Origin of the sequence: Salinivibrio sp. PR5, assembly GCF_001996085.1 — a bacterium.
Classification (GTDB): domain Bacteria; phylum Pseudomonadota; class Gammaproteobacteria; order Enterobacterales; family Vibrionaceae; genus Salinivibrio; species Salinivibrio proteolyticus.
On record NZ_MUFK01000002.1, the window covers coordinates 89,364 to 108,076 of the forward strand.

Consider the following 18,713-nt stretch of genomic DNA (forward strand, 5'->3'; position numbering starts at 1 on the left):
CACCGCCAGAAAATAAAAAAGGGAGCAATCACTCCCTTTTCTTTTACCACTGATAAGGTTACACGCAATACTCGCGGTTATTCACCACCAGCTGCTTGGCTATCAGCGTGTTCATATATCAATAGCGGTGCTGACTCACCACGGATCACTGATTCGTCAATCACCACCTTGCTTACCTCTTTACTCGATGGCAAGTCGTACATGGTATCCAACAACACAGCTTCTACGATTGAGCGTAGACCGCGAGCACCTGTCTTGCGTTCCATGGCTTTCTTAGCGATGGCACGAAGCGCGTCATCACGGAACTCAAGTTCAACCCCGTCTAACTCTAGCAATGCACTGTATTGCTTGGTTAGCGCGTTTTTCGGCTCTCGCAAAATCTGCACAAGCGCATGCTCGTCCAATTCTTTAAGCACCGCAGTGACAGGTAAACGACCGATAAACTCAGGGATCAAGCCGTATTTGACCAAATCTTCTGGTTCAACTTTACCGAAAAACTCGTCCGCTGACTTGTCGCTTGCACCTCGGACTTCTGCACCAAAACCGATGCCAGACCCCTTATCGACACGCTGCTCAACCACTTTATCCAACCCAGCGAATGCACCGCCACAGATAAAGAGGATTTTCGAGGTATCGACTTGCAAGAACTCTTGTTGCGGATGCTTGCGGCCACCTTGAGGTGGAACCGATGCCACCGTGCCTTCGACCAATTTGAGTAGGGCTTGCTGCACACCCTCACCCGATACGTCTCGCGTGATCGATGGGTTATCTGATTTGCGTGAGATTTTGTCAATCTCATCAATATATACAATACCGCGCTCTGCTTTGGCGACATCATAGTCACACTTTTGCAGCAGCTTTTGGATAATGTTTTCGACGTCTTCACCGACATAACCCGCTTCGGTCAATGTGGTGGCATCCGCCATGGTAAATGGTACATCAAGGAAACGCGCAAGCGTCTCAGCCAGTAGGGTTTTACCACTACCCGTCGGGCCTATCAGCAAGATATTACTTTTGCCAAGTTCAACGCCGTCGGCGCTTTTATCGCCATTACGCAAGCGTTTGTAGTGGTTGTACACGGCAACCGACAGTACCTTTTTGGCTTGCTCTTGGCCGATAACATAATCATCCAGATGCTCACGGATTTCACGCGGCGTAGGAAGGGCATCCCCTTCACGCTTTGGCATCACTTCTTTGATTTCTTCACGGATGATGTCGTTACATAGGTCGACACACTCGTCGCAAATGTAGACCGATGGCCCAGCAATTAACTTGCGAACTTCATGTTGGCTCTTACCACAGAACGAGCAGTAAAGCAGCTTGCCGCTTCCACCGTCTTTTCGCTTGTCTGTCATTCGCTAACCTCTTTGGGGCGTTTGCCCATCGTTGCCTTTTGTTGAGTTTACAACAAATCGGCCACTTTTTCCGACCCGACATCCGCTTACATGTGTGGGAATGAGAAGTTATCCTCTCATTTCAATGCATAGCGGTATACCTTTTCTACTTGGCGCAACAATACCGGATTCCGTGCGCTCCAGCATTACATCCATGTTTGGATGTAATCCGGCGAGCCATGGTCTTTTCCGCTGTCACGCCAAGCATGTAGGGTATTCGTCTGGTTTAATCTCGTTGATTGAGTACGGCGTCAACCAAGCCATAGTCCACCGCTTCTTGAGCAGACATGAAATTATCGCGGTCCGTATCACGTTCGATAATCTCCATCGGCTGACCCGTATGCTCTGCCAGCAAGGTATTCAGGCGATGCTTGGTTTTGATCATTTCTTTGGCATGGATTTCAATATCTGACGCCTGCCCTTGGAAACCGCCAAGTGGTTGGTGAATCATCACGCGTGAGTTTGGTAGGCAATAACGCTTACCCTTTGCACCACCCGCAAGCAGGAAAGAGCCCATTGAACAGGCTTGGCCTGTACACAGTGTGCTCACATCCGGTTTGATGAACTGCATGGTGTCATAAATTGCCATACCGGCGGTCACTACACCACCTGGAGAGTTGATATACAGATAAATATCTTTTTCTGGATTCTCCGACTCCAAGAACAACATCTGGGCCACAATCAGGTTGGCCATTTGATCTTCTACTTGGCCAGTTAGAAAAATGATGCGTTCTTTCAACAGGCGGGAGTAGATATCGTAGGAACGCTCTCCTCGCGATGTTTGTTCAACCACCATGGGAACCAAAGCATCCATGATGGGGGGCATTGCGTGTTTATCTTGATTGCTCATAGCGTAATATCCCTAATCGAATTCGTTAACTCTCGCCTTAACCAAGGTTTAGCATAAAACGCTGTAACAGGTCACTAAAATGTTATGTCGTTGATCGCAGCTGGATGATTCATCGACACTTTTCTAAGCAAAAGTTACCTTCGCTATCGCATGATTGGCGGACAGTCGAATAGAACCTTAGACGGAAAAAATGGCCCAAATGACAAGTCATTAGGGCCATTTTATGCAGATACATGAACGGGGTGTCAATGACAACACCCACGTTTTTTATTGCGTTTTTACGCTTGTGGTGCTGCGTTCATCAGATCGCTAAAGCCAACGTTGGCTTCAGAAACCTTCGCTTTACCCAACAGCGCGTCGATCGCTTGCTCTTCAAGCGCGACATTACGCATGTTTTCCATCAGCTTCTGATCTTTTTCGTAGTAAGCAACCACTTCTGCTGGATCTTCGTATGCAGAAGCCATTTCTTCGATCAGAGCTTTAACTCGCTCGTCGTCTGCTTCTAGCTCTTCTGCTTTGATCACTTCACCCAGCAGCAGGCCAACGCTAACACGACGTTTGGCTTGTTCTTCAAACAGCTCACGTGGCAGTTGTGATGCGCTGTCCATGTTGCCACCAAAGCGTTGAGCCGCTTGCTGACGCAGAACATTGATTTCTTGATCGATCAAGGCAGACGGTACGTCGATTTGGTTTTGCTCAACCAAGCCGTCAAGGACTTGCTCTTTGATCTTGTTTTTGATCGCTTGCTTCAGCTCGCGTTCCATGTTCTTACGGACTTCGGCTTTTAGGCCTTCAACGCTGCCATCCGCAATACCGAAGCGCTGAACGAACTCTTCAGTTAGCTCTGGCAATTCTTGCGCTTCAACAGTGTGAAGTTTGATCGCGAACTGCGCCGCTTTACCTTTTAGGTTCTCAGCGTGGTAGTCTTCTGGGAAGTTGACGTCGATAGTGAATTCTTCACCCGCTTTTTTGCCAACCAAGCCATCTTCGAAACCAGGGATCATGCGGCCTTGGCCCATGACTAGCTGGAAGCCTTCCGCTTTACCGCCTTCGAATTCTTCGCCGTCAATGGTACCTGTGAAGTCTAGCGTTACACGGCTATCTTCTTTTACTTCACCGTCAGCTTCAACCCAGTTCGCTTGCTGCTTACGCAGGGTAGTCAGCATTTCTTCAACGTCGCTGTCTTGTACTTCTGCGTGCGGTTTTTCAACTTCGATCGCTTCCAAACCTTGCAGTTCAACTTCTGGGTACACTTCAAATTCAGCTTTGAATACCAGATCTTTACCCGCTTCATTCTCTACCGGTGTAAAGGTTGGCGCGCCTGCTGGATTAGTTTTCTCTTGGATGATGGCTTCGATGAAATGACGCTGCATTACCTCGCCCAGCACGTCTTGGCGTACTGCATCGCCATACATGCGAGAAACCATTTTCAAAGGTACTTTACCTTTACGGAAACCATCAAAACGACGATTTTTAGCAATGTTGCGTAGCTCTTTCGTGACTGCGTCTTCAATGTTTGCAGCAGGCACAGTGATGGTCATTTGGCGCTTTAGGCCTTCGGTGGTTTCAACGGTAACTTGCATTATAAAATTAACCTCAAATTTACTCAGGGGTACTGAGTGATGTTGACCAGTTTTTACTGGTGTCATCATCCGAGCTATGAATCCGTCATAGCCCCTGCGAATCCGGATACACGCAATTGGCGTATCGAGCTATCTCATCCGAGACTGAAAATTAAGACGCGCTATTATAGCGGCACCCGTCAACTGAGTCGAGACAAGGGGCGACCGATGGCGTTTCAATATCGAAATTGGGGTGATATCTCACAATTCAACCGGGCAAGATCACATCTTTTTGTGTTTTTGCACTGTTTGGTTAGCTTTTGAGCAGAAATGGGAGAGTATTTTCACTAGCGAGAACAAGAGAAATGGCACGCCCTACAGGATTCGAACCTGTGACCCACGGCTTAGAAGGCCGTTGCTCTATCCAACTGAGCTAAGGGCGCAAAATAGATATGCAGCGGGGATTATAAAGCGAGGTCAGGCGTCGTCAACGGTTTTCACCGAAATGTCTAATCAGTTGCTCAAAAGCACGCCAGTTCGCGCGGCATAAAAGCCCTTTTGTGTGGAGCTCCTCCAACCAATATAAGGCGATATCTGGCACAACACCTTTGATTCACAATGACTTTGACGGTTTCTCTGCCACCAAACCACCAAAAGCAAACGTTTGCGCAATAGCTTTTACGCCCAAAGTTTGTCACAATATCGACCCGTTTTTTGCTCTCTTAGCCAAAGGATACTTATGGCCGCACAAATCATTGATGGAAAACTGATCGCGCAAACGGTGCGTCGAGAAGTCGCAGCACGTGTTGCTGCCCGTAAAGAAGCGGGACGCCGTGCGCCCGGGCTTGCCGTGATTTTAGTGGGTGACGATCCAGCGTCACAGGTCTATGTGGGCAGTAAGCGTCGCGTCTGTGATGAAGTGGGCTTTGTCTCTCGCTCTTACGATTTGCCGTCAACCTGCTCTCAGCATGAATTACTGACGCTGATCGATACACTCAATGATGACGACACCATCGATGGTATCTTGGTGCAACTGCCTTTACCTGCGGGCATTGATGCTACCTCTGTCCTTGAACGTATCCGTCCCGACAAAGACGTCGACGGCTTCCATCCTTACAATGTGGGCCGTTTGTGCCAACGTATGCCAACCCTGCGTTCCTGCACTCCAAAAGGGATCATCACCTTACTTGACCGCTACAACGTACCTTTGCGTGGCAAACATGCCGTTGTGGTCGGTGCCTCAAACATTGTCGGCCGTCCGATGACACTAGAGTTGCTCCTCGCCGGATGTACCACAACCACTTGCCATCGTTTTACCCAAGATCTCGAAGCGCATGTACGTCAAGCCGATGTGTTAGTGGTCGCCGTCGGTAAACCTAAATTTATTCCCGGCGAGTGGATTAAGCCCGGTGCGATTGTGATTGATGTGGGGATTAATCGCATGGATAACGGCCAGCTAATCGGTGATATTGACTATGACGTGGCATACGAAAAGGCAAGCCATATCACGCCTGTTCCCGGCGGTGTTGGCCCAATGACGGTGGCGACACTGATTGAGAATACCTTGATGGCCTGCGAGCAATACCACGACGCCTAATCGTGTCATGATGAGAAGAAGCCGGCTGACCGCCGGCTTTTTTACATCAACAGCGCCGGTTCCGGCTCTGACGCTTCGAGACAATTGCTATGCCAGGAAATACATCAACAGTATGGAATAGCAGTCAGGCCATCTGCATGTATATATAGCATTGAGCAGCCGACATCATAGATATAGGAGGCCTAAATCTCCTGACGCCAGTCACTCGCCGTGCTCTGTGATTCAACCAGCACTCACATATCGATTGTCGACGCGAAGTTCAGTCTGCTTATTAAGAATTTTGATCAACAAAATAGAGCGCATCTCGCCGTCTTTTTCCTTAAAAATCGCTTCCGCCCCCTCAAATTGCCCCGCTTGGATAGTGACCGCTTGGCCGGGTTTAAAGCCATCATTAAGCTTTTCACGCTGCTCGTCGCTATCTTCCATGATCATAAGCTGCTGGATCAGCGATTGGTCAACTTGAATAGGATGGGCGCCTTGGCGAACAAAATCGACCACGCCCCGCGTTGAGCGTACAGAGGTATATTGCACTTCTTCAGGATCGAAGTGAGCAAAGACATAATTAGGGAAAAGGGGCTCTTCAACTTGCTGGCATTTACCACGGCGAAGTTTTTCAACCGTGACGATGGGGTAATAACAGTCTACGCCTTGGCGTTTTAAGTTTTGCTCTGCGCGTTGTTGTTCAGCGCGTTTACAGTAGAGCAGATACCAATGCTTCATGTCGTTCTGTCCTTGAAATCGGCTTTCGCACTACGCCATTTAATCATAGCAACACAGCGACATGAGTATACGGATGTTAACACAACGCAGCAAGGCGCAAGCCGCATTATAACGCGGCTTCCGCACTATTTTTTATGCAATTCTTTGGATATCCACACTGAAGCTGTTCAGTCCGACTTCACTTAGTGATACGCGCGCATCGCCCGCCCCCATATCGACATATTGGAACTGGCTATGAATGGCATCTTTCCCTAACCAATGCGCGCTATGCAATAAACTGGTTGTGCCACAGCTATCAACCGTTGCGGTGAGTCCCGCCGGGAAGATCTCCAGCTGATTGTCGACAGTATTTAGTACGCCAAACATGGCTCGGATTGGAGAGGCATAAGATGAAGCCCTAATCGCATCTTCGATGCGCTTCACCAAGGTGAGAAAACCACGCTCATTGACATCTTGGGTACGCACAAACTCATTGAAAAATGCCCGGATCATTAATGTCGTTGCCGTTCCATCTTCTCCCGCCGAGGCAGAATCAACAACGTAAAAGGCCATTTTTCCACCCATCAGCCACGTGTAATCGAGCACAATCGGATTCGCGTCGGCCGATTGGAGCGAATGATAGGACAAGCGCCACGCGCCTTGCTGGGAGTCTGGCTCAGGCATCAATCCCATTAAAAGCTCACGTGCACTGCCGGGGTTATGCTTCAGTGCATCTAAATGCCATTTAAGCTCGTTCTCTGAGGCACCGCGGTCAGCATCTTCACACACTTTAAACCACTGCTGACTGAAATCGTCATTCGCGCGGACATCATCGTTGGCATCATCAATCACCGTCTCAATGGCCTTTTTGACCACACTAATGTCTTCTATCGGTTTAATCAGAAAATCTTTCACGCCAAACCGCAATGCTTGGGCAACATCCGTCATTCCTCCCGTGCCGGAGATAACAATCATCGGCAACATGGGGTACTCCACACTCACCTCTTCAACAAATTCTAGGCCAGTCATCACTGGCATGGATAAATCGCTAATCAGTAAGTCGGGAATGGATTGACGAAGCGCTTGCAATCCCTCTAATCCGTTTTCAACCTCACGCACCGTCGCGCCTTCACGCTCGAGAAACGATGCGATCATACGGCTGAATACGGGATCGTCTTCAACGATCAAGATTTCTTTACTATGCAACACGATGCTCTCTCCTCCAGGACTGCAAAGCAGCGGCTGTCTCCCACTCGACATTACCCGATAAGAATAGTTGAACTCAAACTCTCAGGACGATAATAATGATAATTAAATCGATAAAGGGATATAAACAGCTGTTTAAAATGGAGTTTTTGTTACTGCTTTGCTAGACACCTCACTCAAGCCAACGGTCGACAGCATAAAAAAGGCTTGCAAATCAATTACGCTATCACAGTACGCTACTCGGTATTAACACGACAAAAATCCTGTCTAAAACATGAGAACCATCACACAACGTGCAAACGTGCATTAGTTATCTACGTTTATGCCCCCTCTCTACCATTATCTATGCCTCGCTTATACGTGTAGCAGTCCTTGTTCGTTCTATAGTGTGAATACTTGCATATTCAAGCCTTTCCGACTAAATGTTAACTATATGTAAGTTTGTTTTGCGTCGGTTAATCACAGTGCATAGACAGTCTCAAACAGGGCAACCTTTTTGTGGTGGCGATTGCACCGATTCAGGAAGGATAAGTGGGGGTAGCTATGATTTTGAGTCATCTTATCGGGTTATATACTCACCCGAAAAAGGAATGGAAGACCATTGGCGAGCGACATGAAGGCGCGTCACACAGTATCGGCCATGCACTGTTATTGGCGCTGATCCCGCCAGTTTGCGCTTATTACTCCAGTGTAAACATCGGCTGGAAAATCGGGGTAGGAGAACCGATCTTTCTCACTGCACAAAGCGCATTGTTTATCGCCAGTGCAATGTACCTAGCACTAATCGGTGGTGTATGCGCGCTTGCCTACCTCACGTTGTGGATGAGTCGAACCTTTGGTTCCGCCCCCACCTATACCCAATGCTTGGAGCTGGCAGCTTACACCGCTACGCCAATTTTCATGGTTGGACTAGCAACCTTATATCCAGTTGTATGGTTTGTGATGATTATCGGGCTCATAGGGATCGCCTACTCGGTATATTTACTCTACACCGGTGTACCCATTCTTATGGAGATTCCTGAAGAGCGCGGCTTTATCTACGCAAGTTCGGTGGTCACTTGCGGTTTGGTGTTACTGGTCGCCATTTTGGCATCGTCAGTGATTCTGTGGAACGTTGGAATTGGGCCTGTGTTTACGCACTAGCATGGTGATGAATAGGGCGGCCAGCGCCTAAATGCGTTGGCGCGTGCCGTCAAAGATAAAAAAGCCGCATCGAATGCGGCTTTTTTCGTCATTATCACCCTATCCACGGGCTTTTAGCTTTCGTTGTGGATCTCCAAATTGGCAAGCTCTTGTTGTTGTTCACGAACCGTTTTTGCATCATCGCTACGTAAGCTTTGTACGTACTCCAAATACGCTTGGTCAACATCATTGGTCACGTACTCACCACTAAACACAGAGGTTTCAAAACGTTCTATGGCTGGGTTAGCCTCACCGACAGCGGCAACAAGATCGCTTAGGTCTTGATATATCAAACCGTCGGCACCAATCAGTTTGGTAATTTCATCCACTTCTCGTCCATGAGCAATCAGCTCATTGGCACTGGGCATATCAATACCATACACGTTGGGGAAGCGCACTTCTGGTGCTGCGGAAGCGATATACACTTCTTTCGCACCGGCTTCACGCGCCATTTCGATGATCTGCTCCGACGTCGTACCACGCACAATCGAGTCATCCACCAACAAAACGCGCTTATCTTTAAATTCTGAGCGAATTGCATTGAGCTTGCGGCGCACTGATTTACGGCGCATTTGTTGACCGGGCATGATAAACGTGCGGCCTACATAGCGGTTTTTTACAAACCCTTGTCGATAGGGCTTGCCGAGCACCTGCGCAATTTCGAGCGCAATATCACAGGACGTTTCAGGAATCGGGATGACCACATCAATGTCCATCTCTTCCCATTCACGCTGTATTTTCGCACCCAATTTTTGTCCCATACGAACGCGCGCACCATACACCGAGATTTTATCGATAAACGAATCAGGGCGAGAGAAATAAACGAACTCAAAAATACACGGGTGCAAACTTGGTGAGGCTGCACATTGGCACGTGTGAAGTTGGCCATCGAAAGTAATGTAGACGGCTTCACCCGGGGCCACATCACGAACAAAGTCAAAACCAACCGCATCAAGTGCAACCGACTCTGAAGCAACCATGTATTCAACTTGGCCTTGCTCTTCACGCTTGCCCAAACACAGGGGACGAATACCATGCGGGTCACGGAAGGCAATCATGCCATGACCAATAATCATGGATACCACCGCGTAGGCACCCGATACCTGCTCATGCACCGAGCGGACGGCAGCAAACATATCATCGGCGGTAAGCGGATGTGACACGGCGTTAGAAAGCTGGTGCGCAAGCACGTTGAGGAGGATTTCAGAATCTGAGGTGGTATTTAGGTGGCGGCGGTCTTTTTCAAACAAGGAATGACGGAGTGCTTCTGCATTGGTCAAATTCCCATTATGCGCCAAGGTTATTCCATAGGGAGAGTTGACATAAAATGGCTGCGCTTCTGAGGCACTAGAACTGCCGGCGGTTGGATAACGCACATGGCCAATACCGACATGACCTTGTAAACGTTGCATATGTTTGAGTTGAAAAACATCCTTCACCAAGCCGTTTGCTTTGCGAAGGCGGAAACGATTGTCGTCGATGGTGACAATCCCGGCTGCATCTTGGCCGCGGTGCTGTAGCACCGTTAACGCATCATAGATGGACTGGTTGACCGGATTGGCCCCTACGATTCCAACAATACCACACATGTCAGCTATTCCTTGTTACGCGTAAACCAGCCTAAGACCCCGCGATCTTAGGTAAGAAACTGGAACTGTTCTCGAGGTAGTTAAAGAACCATTCAATAACCACAGCAAAATTAGGAATCAGTTCAGATTGTCCCCATGCTTGGGTTTTTGATACTGACGTAAACGCATCCAAGAAAAACAAGACTGCGGCGACAATCAACACCCCACGAACACTTCCGAACACAATCCCCAACACTCTATCTGTCCCTGATAGTCCTGTTTTTTGCACTAACTGGGCAATCACATAATTGACCACTGCACCCACAATGAGGGTAGCAATAAACAGTAAGGCAATAGCGGTTCCGTTACGGATCACCGCATCCTGTATGTTGGTGAGATACACCGCAAGTTGCGGATAAAATTGGCTGGCGACAAAAAAAGCACCAAACCAAATAACCAAAGACAATGCCTCTTTGACAAAGCCTCGGATAACGCTAACCAGCGCCGAAAAACCAATGACGCCAAGAATCAGGTAATCAATCCAAATCATGTTATTCACTTGCTCGAGACGCGCGCATTCTAACAGAAAAAATGCTCACGCAAACGTTTTCTTATTGGGTAAGTGGGTCAAATTTGCGCAATTGCCCTTTCAACCCGGTGAGAGATTCTAAGTCTGCCAATTGAGATTCCAGTGTGTTTTTAGACACATTTGGACCTACAACCACTTTGGCAAGGTCATCAGGTTTCAGATCCCGTGGCAAAATATGGGCTTGATAACCTTTCTCACGCAATTGGCTAACCAACCGGCGCGCATTCTCCTGATTGCGGAAGGTACCAAGACGAATCATCCACGCACCATCTGCCGTGGCGATCGACTCAGATGCCGTTGAGTCAGGGGGCGTTTCACGCTGATGGGATACGCTCCCTTCTTCGTCAGTCGTTTTTACCGAGGTGTCAGGCACAGCAACATCGGCCACTTGTGGTTCAGCAATCGGGGTTTCTGTCACAGACGCATCAAAATCATCGCGCAGAGGAATACTTTCATAGCTCTCTTGATAGTGCTCTTTTTTGCCATCCAGAACATCTGGCAAAAAAATCACCCCCATTGACACCAATACCAGCGTACCGACTAATCGTTTTTGCAACTTACTGGCCACATCGACTCCGTTTTAATTAATCTGTTCACTCACTTGCCCCACGGTATGGAACGACCCGAATACGACCACACAATCACGCTCGGGTTCCGCCGCTTGGTAGGCCGCTTGATAAGCGTGATAAGGGGTATCAAACCGCTCCTCTGCGTTTACGGGCAAAGCACTCGCCGGAGCCCCCCGCGCGACACTCAAGGAAGCGGGATACCAATGGTCAACAATTCCCTCAAAGCACGCTAACGTGCCGGCAATATCTTTATCTGCCAGCATAGCAACCACAGCATGGATGTTTCCGCCTCTATCCTGCTTAATGGTCGCTAACCTATCCGCCAAATATTGCGCAGCGTGCGGGTTATGAGCGACGTCAAACACGGTGTAAGGCTGGCTTGAAATAACTTGCATCCGGCCAGGCACAGTGAGGGTTCGCAATGCCTCGGTGATGTGCGTGTCAGCGATATCCAGCTCTGCGACCCCAAGCGCCATTAATGCCGTTGCCGCATTTTGCATAGGAATATGAGGAACTGGCAGCGCATCCATATCAAAGGCACCGGCATGCCAACACCAAGTATCACCTTGCTGTACATAGTGATACTGATAACCAATTTGATACAAGTCTGCACCAATCGCGTCCGCATGCGCAGCAACACTCGGAGGAGGCGCAGGTTGACCACAAATCGCCGGTTTACCCGCACGGAAAATCCCCGCTTTTTCATAACCGATTTGGTCGATGTCATCGCCGAGCCAATCACAATGATCCAGCGCTAGACTAGTGATCACTGATACGTCATGCTCGACCACATTTGTTGCGTCTAAGCGTCCCCCAAGGCCGACCTCTAGGATCACGACATCAAGCTCGTGCTGCTTAAATAGCTGCAACGCCGCCAAGGTACCAAACTCAAAAAAGCTCAGGCTAGTTTCTCCGCGCGCTTTCTCAATGGCGGCGAATGCTTGGCAATGCGCCGCATCGTCTAATGGTTTGCCATTAATACGCACGCGTTCGTTGTAATGAACAAGGTGAGGAGAGCTATATACGCCAGTGCGATAGCCCGCATTCTGCAAGATCGCCTCGAGCAGTGCACAGCTCGTTCCCTTCCCGTTGGTACCCGCCACCGTTATGATCTTTGGAGCAGGTTTGGTCAATTGCGCATGCTCGGCAACGTGGGCAACGCGTTCTAAACCTAAGTCAATCGCGCTGGTATGGATGGATTCAAGATAAGACAGCCACGTCGATAGCGGGGACGTGGCTGTAGGAATGCATTGTTCAGACATTAACTTGGTCAGTTGCTACATGATGGGTAGATAATACCAAGGATAACGCTGAGGAACACGGTCAAATCTTACTCTTGAGAAGCAGATTGCTCGTCTTCTTGTGGCTTGTCTTGTTCAACGTCAACCACCAATGGTGATTTTACATTGCTCAGCTTCGCAAGCAGCCCTGCCAAGCGCTGACGCATTTCGCGACGATCAACAATCATGTCGATGGCACCATGCTCGAGCAAGAATTCACTGGTCTGAAAGCCTTCAGGTAACTTTTCACGTACTGTTTGCTCAATCACGCGACGGCCCGCAAAACCAATGATGGCTTTAGGTTCCGCGACATTGACGTCGCCAAGCATTGCGAAACTGGCGGTAACGCCACCATAGGTTGGATCGGTCATCACCGAGATAAACGGCAGCTTATGGCGAGAAAGACGCTCCAGCGCAGCGCTAGTTTTTGCCATCTGCATCAGCGACATCAAGGCTTCTTGCATACGCGCGCCACCGCTAGCAGAAAAACACACCAGACCACAGTTATTCTCGATCGCAGTTTCTACTGCTTTCACAAAACGCGCACCTACAACGGCACCCATTGAGCCACCCATGAACTTAAATTCAAAGGCACAGGCAACCACGGGAACCTCTAACACGGTTCCTTTCATGACGATCAGTGCGTCCTTCTCACCACTCGATTTTTGTGCCGCAGAAAGGCGGTCTTTATATTTTTTCGAGTCACGAAACTTTAGCACATCTTTCGGCTCAAGCTCAGCGGCAATCTCTTCGCGACCATCTTTGTCGAGAAACACATCAAGGCGGCGACGAGCAGGAATGCGCATGTGATGATCACACTTAGGGCACACCTCTAGGTTACGCTCTACATCTGCGTGATAAAGCACTTGGTCACAGGACGTACACTTGGTCCACACCCCTTCAGGAATGGATGCTTTGCGCGATGAACCAATGTTGCTTTTCGTTAGGATTTTTTCAAGCCAGCTCATGGACAACCTTTACTTAATCATGGGCGTCCGCATAGGACGTCCATCTTGGATTCGTAACAAATTAGACCGAATTAAATCACAAGTCAGTCAGACTTGGGATAAAAAACTGGTACTACCTATTCTTCGCTCTACCTTTTGACGCGCTACTATTTAAGCCCGTTTAATGACCTCATCGGGTAAAAACAGGGGGCCAATCGGCGCATCGGGCAGCGCAAACTCTTGCGGATAATCAACCTCAACCAAATACAAGCCTTCCGCTTTGGCGGTGGCGGCTGCTAAGGTGCGATCTTTTTGGGCCAGCAGCCATTCAATCCACTCGGGAGGATGTTCTTTTCGGCCCACAGCCATCAAGCTACCTGCGATATTCCGCACCATATGATGAACAAATGCATTCGCTTTAATATCGATGATAATGTAACGCTCGCGACGACTCACCGACAAATGCATCACATTTCGCCACGGTGATTTTGACTGACACTGCGCAGCGCGGAACGAGGAAAAGTCGTTTTCCCCCAGTAAGTACTGACCGGCCTGATGCATTAAGGTTTCATCCAACTCACCATAATAATGGCTGACCCCCTTGGCTAAAATGCCCGGACGTAGAGGGTGATTGTAGATGATATAGCGGTAACGACGTGCGGTCGCGCTAAACCGAGCGTGAAAGCTGTCAGGCACCTCTTTTGCCCAACGAACAGCAATCGCATCCGGTAAATTGGCATTCACACCCAGTGTCCATGCTTTTAACGGCCGCTGGCTATCCACATCAAAGTGCACCACTTGACCAGTGCCATGGACACCAGCATCGGTTCGTCCAGCACATTGAACATCGACAGTTTGGTTAGCTACGACGGATAAAGCACGCTCTAGGTGCGCTTGTACGCTGGTAACTTCTCGCTGGCGCTGCCAACCGTAAAACTGCGCTCCATCATATTCAATGCCTAACGCGACTCTCATGCTTGTGCCTTTTCGTTTACTCACTATTAAGGCGCCGCATTATATACGTAATGCATGCGATGTGCAGGTCCGATACCGGGCTCCTTTAATCATCGATGTCGCCAACGCAAAGATAAAAAACGGCAGCCGAAGCTGCCTGTTTTTTATCGTAGCTGCTCAAGCAGCTGTCGTGCCTCTTGTTGAAGCGCTTTATTCCCTGATTGCATGACTTTTTCTAGCAATGAAATCGCACCATCGACATCGTTCATCTCTAGATAGGCTTTAGCCAGATCGAGATTCGTGGCCGCTTCCGTACTGGCCGTATCACCATCGACATCGATGGCACTGATATCTTCCAGCACATCAGGAAATTCATCCAGCCCCACGTCTAAGTTCATTTCCGCTTTATCCGGGTCAATATCCGGTACGCTACCATCATCGCGCATCAACTCCTCGATGCTGATGTAATCACGCTCCTCTTCCCCTTCATCAATGAGTTCGCTCTCTGCTTCACCTTCATTCAGCAAATCGTCATCAAGCGCTTGCTCTAATTCGAATTTCTCAAGCGACTCTGGATCCATGGCAGGCTGTTGACTCCAGTCCTCGCTTTCAGCTTCGGGCTCTGGCTCATTATCCGCTTGCCACACGGCCGCTTCTTCATCAGAGAGCCCTGACAGATCAAGAGGCTCTTCGCCATCCGGTTCAGACAACAGAGCGTCCATATTGAGGCCACCCACTTGATGGTCGTCATCATCCAGCTCACTAATATCTCGGCTGTCGCCTTGACCCACATCACGGCCTTGCTCATCGAAGTAAGACTCGAGCTCACGTTGCTCATCCAGAGCGGCACTCAATGCATCGTCTTCGTCAAACTCGCCAAGTTCATCTAAAGATAGTGAGTCAAACTCATAGTCTCGGTTGCTGGTTTCTGGCTCTGGCTCTGGCTCTGGCTCTGGCTCTGGCTCTGGCTCTGGCTCTGGCTCTGGCTCTGGCTCTGGCTCTGGCTCTGGCTCTGGCTCCTCAGGCAAACTGGTTAGGTCGAGAAGGTCCTCTTCCCTGAGATCGTCAAGATTTTCGCCTTCATCATCTGCTGGCTCAGCGTCTAGAGCATTGTCGCCATCTTCTGCCGGCGCATCGTCTTCGCTGGCATCTTCTGCGGCTTTATCCACATCCGCAGTTTCATCACCCACTGGCTCAGCATCTAGATCGTCGTCACCATCTTCTGTTGGCGCATCATCTTCGCTGGCATCCTCTGCGGCTTCATCTGCATCCGCAGTGTCATCACCCGCTGGCTCGTCATCTAGATCGTCGTCGCCATCTTCTGTTGGCGCATCATCTTCGCTGGCGTTTTCTTTGGCTTCATCTGCATCCGCAGTTTCATCATCTGCTGGCTCGTCATCTAGACCATCGTCACCGTCTTCTGCTGGCGCATCCTCTTCGCTGGCGTTTTCTGTGGCTTCATCTGCATCCGCAGTTTCATCATCTGCTAGCTCAGCATCTAGATCATCTTCAGTATCTTCCGCTAGCGCATCATCTTCGCTGGCATCTTCTACGGCTTTATCTGCATCTGCATCCGCATCCGCATCTGCATCCGCATCCGCATCCGCATCTGCATCTGCAGTTTTATCATCTGCTGGCTCGGCGTCTAGATCATCGTCGCCATCTTCTGCCAGCGCATCGTCTTCGCTGGCATCCTCTGCGGCTTCGTCTGCATCCACAGTGTCATCATCTGCTGACTCAGCGTCTAGATCATCGTCGCCATCTTCTGTTGGCGCATCCTCTTCGCTGGCATCTTCTGTGGCTTCATCTGCATCCGCAGTTTCATCATCTGCTGGCTCGGCATCTAGATCATGGTCGCCATCTTCCGCTGACGTATCGTCGTCGCTGGTATCTTCTGCGGCTTCATCCGCATCCGCATCCGCAGCTTCATCATCGGCTGGCTCGACATCGAGATCATCATCACCATCTTCTGCTGGCGTATCGTCTTCGCTGGTATCTTCTGCGGCTTCATCCGCATCCGCATCCGCAGCTTCATCACCCGCTGGCTCAGCATCTAGATCGTCGTCGCCGTCTTCTGTTGGCGTATCGTCGTCGCTGCTATCTTCTGCGACTTCATCTGCATCCGCAGGTACATCGCCTTCGCTGGTATTCTCTGCTGACGCATCCGCTTCGGCGGTTTCGTCTGCTTCGCTACTATCGTCACTGTCTGGCTCTGGCTCTGGCTCTGGCTCTGGCTCTGGCTCTGGCTCTGGCTCTGGCTCTGGCTCTGGCTCTGGCTCTGGCTCTGGCATATCATTATCGATATCTGTCTCATCGCCATCATCGCTTTCATAAAGCAAGTGCTCTAGTTCAGCTTCATTCGGATCGGTGTCGTCTTCCCCCCAAAGTGCCGGATCATCATCCTCAGCCAGTGGGTCGATATCATCATCCCCTACCACTTCTTCAAGCAGCGCATCTGAGTCTTCAAGATGAGGATCATCTTTATCGAGCACTTCGTCTAACAGTGCATCACTGCTTTCATCAAACTCGTCGATATCATCATCGTCATCCTTGATCCAAGCCTCGTCATCAGCCTCTTCTTCATCACCAACCAGCTCATCGAGCAACTCGGTGGTGTTATCGAGGGATAGGTCGTCATCGTCGCTATCGTCATCCGATAGATCAATGTCTTGGCTAAGGTCAAGCTCAGGCTCGTCTTCGAGAACCTTGTCAAACAAGGCATCATTTGGTGCGTCTTCTGGCTCGTTAGCAGCCTTATCTGTGTCTGATGTCGCTTCTTCCGGTTGGTCAGCCCCCTCACCTTGTTCGCCGGCTAACAGGGCGTCGATATCATCAACATCGCCGCCATTATCTTCTTCGAGTGATTTTGCCCATTCTGCAGCCAGTGCTTCATCCGCACTCATTTCTTCTTCGGGGGCAGCATCTGGCTCTTCTGGGGTAGACTCTTCTTCGACCGATGGTTCAGGCGTCTCTTCTGGGGGAGCCTCCGCTAGCTCATCCAGCGCTCGCTCCATGTCTTCCAGGCCAATAGCATCATCCCCATTGGGTGCCACGCTCGACTCGTTACCCGACATATCATCGAGGTCATCATCCAAGTCAAGATCGTCGAGATCCGTGTCATCACCGAACATTTGGTCTTCATCGCTACCAAAGTCGTCGGCAATTTCTAACTCATCATCCTGCGGCTCCTCATTGGCTTCTTCCTCTTCAGGATCAGGCACCATGATAACCGGCATATCATCGTCAATTTCATCATGATCGAGCGCCGCTGGCTCTTCGACGTCATCCTCTTGCTTTTTACGACGCGAGAGGAAGAAGAAAATCGCCCCCGCAATCGCAGCGCCAGGCAGAATCGCTAGCATAGCCAGCAATAACGGGCTATCCATCAATGATTCCACCGCTGATGGCGGCTGGGTTTCTTTTGCGACTTTTGCTTGGCGTTGTTGCTCTAAGAACGCGCGGATTTCTTGGTTCAATTCAGCATCATTGCCTACTTGCTCTTTCAGCGCAGAAAGCTCGTGTTGAACTTCCGATAGACGGACTTTGAGCACATGATTGCTTTCCACCAAGCGCGTCATTTCTTGATCCGATGCTTGCAATTGCGACTGCAAATTCTCGACCACTTTTGGCTGTGGTGACATGTCATCGCTTGAGGAGTCCGCCATCGAAGATGCATCAGGCTCTTCAGTATTTGGTGAGGGAGGCGTTGCATCAGGACGAGAGGCAGCCGGTTGCTGAGGTTCACGAGGTGCGCTCACTTGGGTGCTAAGTGGCACTTGCGGGGTAGCCTGTGCTTGCTTTCTCGCTTGGTCGATTTCGAGGCGCGCAACAACATCGTTAGTGCTTTCACGCTGAATTTGCGCCAAGGTGGGCATTACTAAGTTACTGCCAGGCTGCAAACTATGGATATTGTTATCCGCAAACGCATTCGGATTTAAGCGAAAAATCGCTCCCAAGGTTTGATAAACACTGACTTGGTTATTCGGCCGCATTTGCGTGGCAATAGACCATAAAGTTTCATTCGCCCCAGTTGGCCCATAACGCTGCGGTGTCGGCGTATTCACTGGCTGCGGCGCTGATTGCGCCTCAGTAGTCATTTCATCCTGCGGTCCAAGAATACGAATCGCCGCTTCCACAGAAACAGTAGAAAAACTGAAGACAATAAACGCGACCATGGCTAGTAAGACAGCAAGACGCTGACTGAACTTTCCAGTGGTCATACACGTTTTACGATGAGAAGACTGTTCACTTTGCTGTGCGTCGGACACACCCGCACCCCTTATGGCAGAAATGGCCTCACTAAATACCTAACTATA

General features: G+C 49.7%; 14 protein-coding genes and 1 tRNA gene. 2 read left to right on the top strand and 13 right to left on the bottom strand.

Annotation, left to right across the window (positions count from 1 at the left end; translation table 11 throughout):
- Positions 1–77: 77 nt before the first annotated feature.
- The 4 genes from clpX to BZG82_RS01875 form a co-directional block, all read right to left on the bottom strand.
- On the bottom strand, positions 78–1,355 hold the full coding sequence (gene clpX, locus BZG82_RS01860; protein ID WP_069590558.1) for an ATP-dependent protease ATP-binding subunit ClpX: 1,278 nt from the start codon (positions 1,353–1,355) through the stop codon (positions 78–80).
- A gap of 265 nt (positions 1,356–1,620) precedes the next feature.
- A complete protein-coding gene (gene clpP, locus BZG82_RS01865; protein ID WP_069590560.1) occupies positions 1,621–2,244 on the bottom strand; it encodes an ATP-dependent Clp endopeptidase proteolytic subunit ClpP in 624 nt (207 codons plus the stop codon).
- A gap of 278 nt (positions 2,245–2,522) precedes the next feature.
- The gene (tig, locus tag BZG82_RS01870) at positions 2,523–3,827 is read right to left on the bottom strand and encodes a trigger factor (RefSeq protein WP_077480677.1); all 1,305 of its coding nucleotides are present in this window, start codon (positions 3,825–3,827) and stop codon (positions 2,523–2,525) included.
- Positions 3,828–4,172: 345 nt separating this feature from the next.
- Positions 4,173–4,249: transfer RNA gene (locus tag BZG82_RS01875), tRNA-Arg, on the bottom strand.
- A gap of 296 nt (positions 4,250–4,545) precedes the next feature.
- Here BZG82_RS01875 and folD point away from each other — a divergent pair.
- Complete coding sequence (gene folD, locus BZG82_RS01880) at positions 4,546–5,403, top strand: bifunctional methylenetetrahydrofolate dehydrogenase/methenyltetrahydrofolate cyclohydrolase FolD (protein ID WP_077480675.1); 858 nt, start codon at positions 4,546–4,548, stop codon at positions 5,401–5,403.
- Positions 5,404–5,625: 222 nt separating this feature from the next.
- Here folD and rfaH read toward each other — a convergent pair whose 3' ends face one another.
- Together rfaH and BZG82_RS01890 are read right to left on the bottom strand one after the other, a co-directional pair.
- The gene (gene rfaH / locus BZG82_RS01885) at positions 5,626–6,123 is read right to left on the bottom strand and encodes a transcription/translation regulatory transformer protein RfaH (protein ID WP_077662255.1); all 498 of its coding nucleotides are present in this window, start codon (positions 6,121–6,123) and stop codon (positions 5,626–5,628) included.
- A gap of 132 nt (positions 6,124–6,255) precedes the next feature.
- A complete protein-coding gene (locus BZG82_RS01890; protein WP_077480671.1) occupies positions 6,256–7,311 on the bottom strand; it encodes a response regulator in 1,056 nt (351 codons plus the stop codon).
- A 540-nt stretch (positions 7,312–7,851) separates the two neighbouring features.
- On the opposite strand from BZG82_RS01890, the gene BZG82_RS01895 reads away from it, so the two are divergent.
- On the top strand, positions 7,852–8,451 hold the full coding sequence (locus BZG82_RS01895) for a Yip1 family protein (protein ID WP_077481804.1): 600 nt from the start codon (positions 7,852–7,854) through the stop codon (positions 8,449–8,451).
- A gap of 113 nt (positions 8,452–8,564) precedes the next feature.
- Here the strand turns inward: BZG82_RS01895 and purF are convergent, their stop codons facing one another.
- The 7 genes from purF to BZG82_RS01930 all read right to left on the bottom strand — a co-directional run bounded on the left by purF (position 8,565) and on the right by BZG82_RS01930 (position 18,617).
- Positions 8,565–10,079 carry an amidophosphoribosyltransferase gene (purF, locus tag BZG82_RS01900; RefSeq protein WP_077674272.1) on the bottom strand — a complete coding sequence of 505 codons (1,515 nt, stop codon included), beginning with the start codon at positions 10,077–10,079 and terminating at the stop codon, positions 8,565–8,567.
- Positions 10,080–10,110: 31 nt separating this feature from the next.
- Positions 10,111–10,608 (bottom strand): CvpA family protein, encoded by a 498-nt coding sequence (locus tag BZG82_RS01905; protein WP_077455687.1) that lies wholly within the window; start codon positions 10,606–10,608, stop codon positions 10,111–10,113.
- Between the two features lie 61 nt (positions 10,609–10,669).
- On the bottom strand, positions 10,670–11,215 hold the full coding sequence (locus tag BZG82_RS01910; protein ID WP_077765036.1) for an SPOR domain-containing protein: 546 nt from the start codon (positions 11,213–11,215) through the stop codon (positions 10,670–10,672).
- A 12-nt stretch (positions 11,216–11,227) separates the two neighbouring features.
- Positions 11,228–12,478, bottom strand: coding sequence for a bifunctional tetrahydrofolate synthase/dihydrofolate synthase (gene folC, locus BZG82_RS01915; RefSeq protein WP_077765037.1), 1,251 nt, complete (start codon positions 12,476–12,478; stop codon positions 11,228–11,230).
- A gap of 68 nt (positions 12,479–12,546) precedes the next feature.
- A complete protein-coding gene (gene accD / locus BZG82_RS01920; protein WP_077481796.1) occupies positions 12,547–13,464 on the bottom strand; it encodes an acetyl-CoA carboxylase, carboxyltransferase subunit beta in 918 nt (305 codons plus the stop codon).
- A gap of 150 nt (positions 13,465–13,614) precedes the next feature.
- Positions 13,615–14,418, bottom strand: coding sequence for a tRNA pseudouridine(38-40) synthase TruA (gene truA, locus BZG82_RS01925; protein ID WP_077481794.1), 804 nt, complete (start codon positions 14,416–14,418; stop codon positions 13,615–13,617).
- A gap of 143 nt (positions 14,419–14,561) precedes the next feature.
- Positions 14,562–18,617, bottom strand: a complete 4,056-nt coding sequence (locus tag BZG82_RS01930; protein ID WP_131826223.1) for a FimV/HubP family polar landmark protein — start codon at positions 18,615–18,617, stop codon at positions 14,562–14,564.
- Positions 18,618–18,713 lie beyond the last annotated feature (96 nt).